A 3,918-nucleotide genomic window follows, 5' to 3' on the forward strand; every position below is an offset into this window, starting at 1 on the left:
CGGCGGCGTGAGACTGTCATTCATGGCGTCCACTATTGACAACCGGGGTCAGATTGTCGTTGCCATCATACTCGTACGTCTCCACTTTGCCCAGGGGATCAGTACTCGAGATCAACCGATTCCGGCTGTCATAGGCAAAGGTGGTCGTTTGGTTCTTCGCGTCCTTCACCGTAAGGAGATTGCCGTTGCCGTCGTAGGTGTAGACGGTCTCCCCGAGCAGTGGATCGATCACCTTCTTCAACCGATTCTTCGCATCGTACTCGAAGCTCGTGATCCGGTCCAGCGCATCCTTTGACGTGGCCACGTTCCCCGCGCTGTCATAGGTCAACGTCGTGGTGCGGGTCAGCGGATCCGTCGTGGCCATGCGAACGAATCTCCAACAGGCTTGCACTCAGATTGGGGCCAGATCATAATATCTTTACGAGGTGATGCCGATGCGAGCCTACCGAAAATATGTCGTGGTTGAAGATTCCGGCCAGGTGACCCTGTCTGATATGCCCTTTCAAGCCGGAGAACGCGTCGAAGTGGTGGTGATCGCGGACGACCCCACATCCGCCACGAAGCTCAGGACGCTGCAACAGCTGCTACACACCTCGCAAGCGTTGCCGCAAGCCCGCCTCCTCACGGACGCGGAGATTGCCGCAGAAGTGGCCGCTGTCAGGACCAGCCAATGAAAGTCGTCATCGACACCAATGTCTTGGTGTCGGCGGCCCTCAAGAACAGAACCCCGGACGCCGTCCTGCGCTGGATCGTGGCTCAACCGGGATGGGACTGGGTCGTCTCCACGGAGATCCTCGCCGAATACAAGACGGTTCTCGCCCGCCCGAAGTTCGGGCTCTCGCCTGACCTCCTGCATCAGTGGCTGACCTGGCTGGAGACGGTGACTGTGCCGATGGCCATCCCGGTCACGCTGCCCTATCCTCCGGATCCCACCGATGCCAAATTTCTCGCCTGTGCCCTGGCGACCCATGCGGACTGGCTCATTACCGGGGATCACGACTTCACGCACGCCAGAAAGCTCGTCACAACCACAATCGTGTCCGTCTCACAATTCAAGACGCTCGTCTGTGATCCACAGTCTTGAGCCCCCTACCCCACGGATCTGAAATCGTCACACCGCAGCATGACGGCCCCATTGAGTCCAGAGTCATGTCAGACGTGATTGCTCACAGCCGAACCCCTGCGGCGTCCCGAGCAGCGGATGCGAGGCACTCGTCAGCCGATCCAAGGTGTCGTAGCCGAAGTTCTGGATGCCCCGTCGATCGGTGAGACTGTCGCGGTTGCCCACGCCGTTGTAGGTGTAGGCGGCTTGATTGATCGTGGGCCCGCTGGCGCCCAATTTGTGCAGAATTGACTGCACCTGACTAGCCGGATCGTAACTGAAGCCCTTTGCAGGTCCAAGTGATGTGAGGAACATCATTTAGCAAGGCTTGTTAAGCAACGGCAATTACAGCTTGTCGAGCCTGTCAATAAACGCGAGCGCACCTTTAGCCTTATCCCGTTTCAGAATGCTCCTAATTTCCTCGAGATAATTGTCGTGGCTGGAACGAAGAGTTGCATAGGTGGCTCTTTTCAAGCCTGGCGACCCTTTTTTGAAGTATCCGACTAGAACTGGAACTACGGCATCTCGCTCAAGCCGTAATAACGTGGGAAGGCTCGTAACGAGGATTGTCTCGTATTTTTCATTCCTACTAATGCGCAGAATATCCGCTTGCACGGTCCGTACTTGCTCGTCGCTTAAGTTCATCAGAACCTGATGGCTATAGAATCTGATAAAAAAGTCGCTTTCATCGTTGTAGCGATTGAGAACGAGCTTTGTGAGATCTAGGCTCGTTATGTGCCTGAGAAATGTAACTACAAGGGCTGTTTTTCTATCAAAAGGATCGAGGGAACGCAGGAGGGAGGTAAGCTGATCAATAGATGGTGAAGGAGCGTGCTCAAGGTTGGCTCGCAAATCATCCCGTAGATCCAACTGCTGGGGTATGCCTTTTTGTTTGTTCTGTTCAAGCCGTAACAGTTTCTCATCAGCTCGAACGTATTGCTTTGCAAGAGCTAGCCAGTTGTCTTCAATTGCGCTGCCACTTCCAGCCCCTCCAAGAACGGGAAGAGCAATGGTGAGAAGCAGAATACTGATAAAGAGCGTTCTGATAGCTACTCCTCCTTGCGACAATTACAGTCCTTCTTGAACTTAGCCGACTTAGTTATTTTCTGACAGGTCTCTGTACAAGCATCAACAAGTGCTCCGCTATTGCCTGCTGTACCAGCTGGAATTTTATATTGATAAAATATGCTCGTACATTTCCGTAAACACCGTATGCCAAGCCGGATTGGCTTTTTGTCTTTTACAGAACCGCGAAGCGCACACAAGACCTACTCGTCCTCCAAGCCCTTCTACGATAAATTCTTCTGCAAGGCTGCTCAGAATTTCGCCACTGAGCTTGAGCCTGATATCAGAGGAGTCATCTTCCAAACCTTGCGGGTCAATTTTATTGAGGGGATTTCCTCGTACATAGAGATACAAATTCCTTCCTTCCTCAATTCCTACAGGGTCTCTCTGAATAAATCTTCCAGCTCCAGCATCGTAGGTTCTCGCGCGATAATGATACAGCCCACTTTCCGCATCGAGTTCTCTGGCCGTATAGGTATACGGTTGGTCGACTGTACCCGGCGATTCCAGAATGGTGCCGTAGGCGTCATACGCATACGCTTTTGCGACGGCTCCGCTGGCACCTGTCAGCTCTGTCACTGTTCCCAACCCATCCTGATGGTAGAAGAAGGTGCTGCTGCCTTTCGTCACCGCAATGGGTTCATCAATCCCGGGCCCATGCGTATACCGCGCCTGCAAGGTGTTCGATCCGTCGTACTCCAGTAGAATATCTTCGCCGTCGTAGACGTACCGCTTCGTCTGGCCATTCGCCACTTTCTCAATCCGCCGACCCAGTCCATCATACCGATACGTGCTCGTAAACGCGGGCGTGGGATTCCCCGCCACGAAGTCCTCGACCTTGATGAGTCGATTTTCAGGATCGTAGGTGTACTGGGTGTAGTTGCCCGTCGCGAGGAGCGTCTTTCTTGTCAAATTGCCGTTGTCATCATATTGGTAACTGTGCGTGGCATCGGCAGTCAGCTGATTGCCAGCATTCGTGACGTTCCCAGCTGTGGTTCTGTTCCCCACCGCGTCATAGGCAAACGCCTGCGGGGTTCCCAACAAGGGATGACTGGCACTTGTCAGGCGATCGAGATTATCGTAGCCGAAGTTCTGAATCCCGCGTCGATCGGTGAGACTGTCGCGGTTCCCCACGCCGTTGTAGGTGTAGGCGGCTTGATTGATCGTCGGCCCGCTGGCGCCCAGTTTGTGGAGAATTTGCTGGACCTGCGACGCCGGATCATAGGGTAACGTCTTTGTCGTCATCAAACGGGGTAAGGAGACTTTCCGCCTCACTATCTCTCAAGAATCTAGAAAACAGTTCTAGTCCAGCAGAAAAAGTGCTGGAGTCTATCTCGTAGACCCTCTCCACTTGAATGAATTCCCACCGCATCTCGTGGCGAGAAGGTTTATCGACGTAGTAACTATGCTCCTTGGATCTCCCAATTTCGCCAGCTTTTTCCGTAGCCCTAAGATCATCAGGAGCTTCGATTAAGACGATCGATTCTTCCCAAAGAGGCTTGATGGGAGGATCGACTATATGTATTCCCTTCATAAATAGACTAGCCGCATACCACATGAATCAACTTCCCTTCTTATATTTATTCTCGGTCAAAAGCTTTCTGGCCGTCTGCGCGGCTGAATCTCCTTTCTTGGCAAGCGCAAATATCTCCTCAAGAGTTTTCTTCAGTAGCTGGCCGGGAAACACATCATTTATTGAGCCCAGTCGTCAATAGTGGACGCCATAGGTTACAGCCTCATGCCGCTGGCTG

The 3,918-nt window shown here is 53.0% G+C and carries 7 protein-coding genes; 2 read left to right on the top strand and 5 right to left on the bottom strand.

Going from position 1 to position 3,918, the window contains the following annotated elements:
* Positions 1 to 16 precede the first annotated feature (16 nt).
* Positions 17 to 364 (bottom strand): hypothetical protein, encoded by a 348-nt coding sequence (locus ACMTNU_RS20180; RefSeq protein WP_413937092.1) that lies wholly within the window; start codon positions 362 to 364, stop codon positions 17 to 19.
* 70 nt (positions 365 to 434) lie between these two features.
* On the opposite strand from ACMTNU_RS20180, the gene ACMTNU_RS20185 reads away from it, so the two are divergent.
* Together ACMTNU_RS20185 and ACMTNU_RS20190 are read left to right on the top strand one after the other, a co-directional pair.
* Positions 435 to 674 (top strand): hypothetical protein, encoded by a 240-nt coding sequence (locus ACMTNU_RS20185; RefSeq protein WP_413937093.1) that lies wholly within the window; start codon positions 435 to 437, stop codon positions 672 to 674.
* The gene (locus ACMTNU_RS20190) at positions 671 to 1,084 is read left to right on the top strand and encodes a putative toxin-antitoxin system toxin component, PIN family (protein ID WP_413937094.1); all 414 of its coding nucleotides are present in this window, start codon (positions 671 to 673) and stop codon (positions 1,082 to 1,084) included. Before ACMTNU_RS20185 ends, ACMTNU_RS20190 begins: the two co-directional genes overlap by 4 nt.
* Before the next feature lie 63 nt (positions 1,085 to 1,147).
* Here ACMTNU_RS20190 and ACMTNU_RS20195 read toward each other — a convergent pair whose 3' ends face one another.
* The 4 genes from ACMTNU_RS20195 to ACMTNU_RS20210 all read right to left on the bottom strand — a co-directional run bounded on the left by ACMTNU_RS20195 (position 1,148) and on the right by ACMTNU_RS20210 (position 3,725).
* Positions 1,148 to 1,420: a hypothetical protein gene (locus ACMTNU_RS20195; RefSeq protein WP_413937095.1), complete on the bottom strand. Its 273-nt coding sequence runs from the start codon at positions 1,418 to 1,420 to the stop codon at positions 1,148 to 1,150.
* A 27-nt stretch (positions 1,421 to 1,447) separates the two neighbouring features.
* Positions 1,448 to 2,170: a hypothetical protein gene (locus ACMTNU_RS20200; protein WP_413937096.1), complete on the bottom strand. Its 723-nt coding sequence runs from the start codon at positions 2,168 to 2,170 to the stop codon at positions 1,448 to 1,450.
* 102 nt (positions 2,171 to 2,272) lie between these two features.
* Positions 2,273 to 3,412, bottom strand: a complete 1,140-nt coding sequence (locus ACMTNU_RS20205; RefSeq protein WP_413937097.1) for an RHS repeat domain-containing protein — start codon at positions 3,410 to 3,412, stop codon at positions 2,273 to 2,275.
* On the bottom strand, positions 3,387 to 3,725 hold the full coding sequence (locus tag ACMTNU_RS20210) for a DUF4288 domain-containing protein (RefSeq protein ID WP_413937098.1): 339 nt from the start codon (positions 3,723 to 3,725) through the stop codon (positions 3,387 to 3,389). The genes ACMTNU_RS20205 and ACMTNU_RS20210 overlap by 26 nt, the downstream gene beginning before the upstream one ends.
* Between the last annotated feature and the right edge of the window lie 193 nt (positions 3,726 to 3,918).

It is taken from the genome of Nitrospira sp. BLG_1 (genome assembly GCF_047338595.1).
Lineage (GTDB): Bacteria > Nitrospirota > Nitrospiria > Nitrospirales > Nitrospiraceae > Nitrospira_D.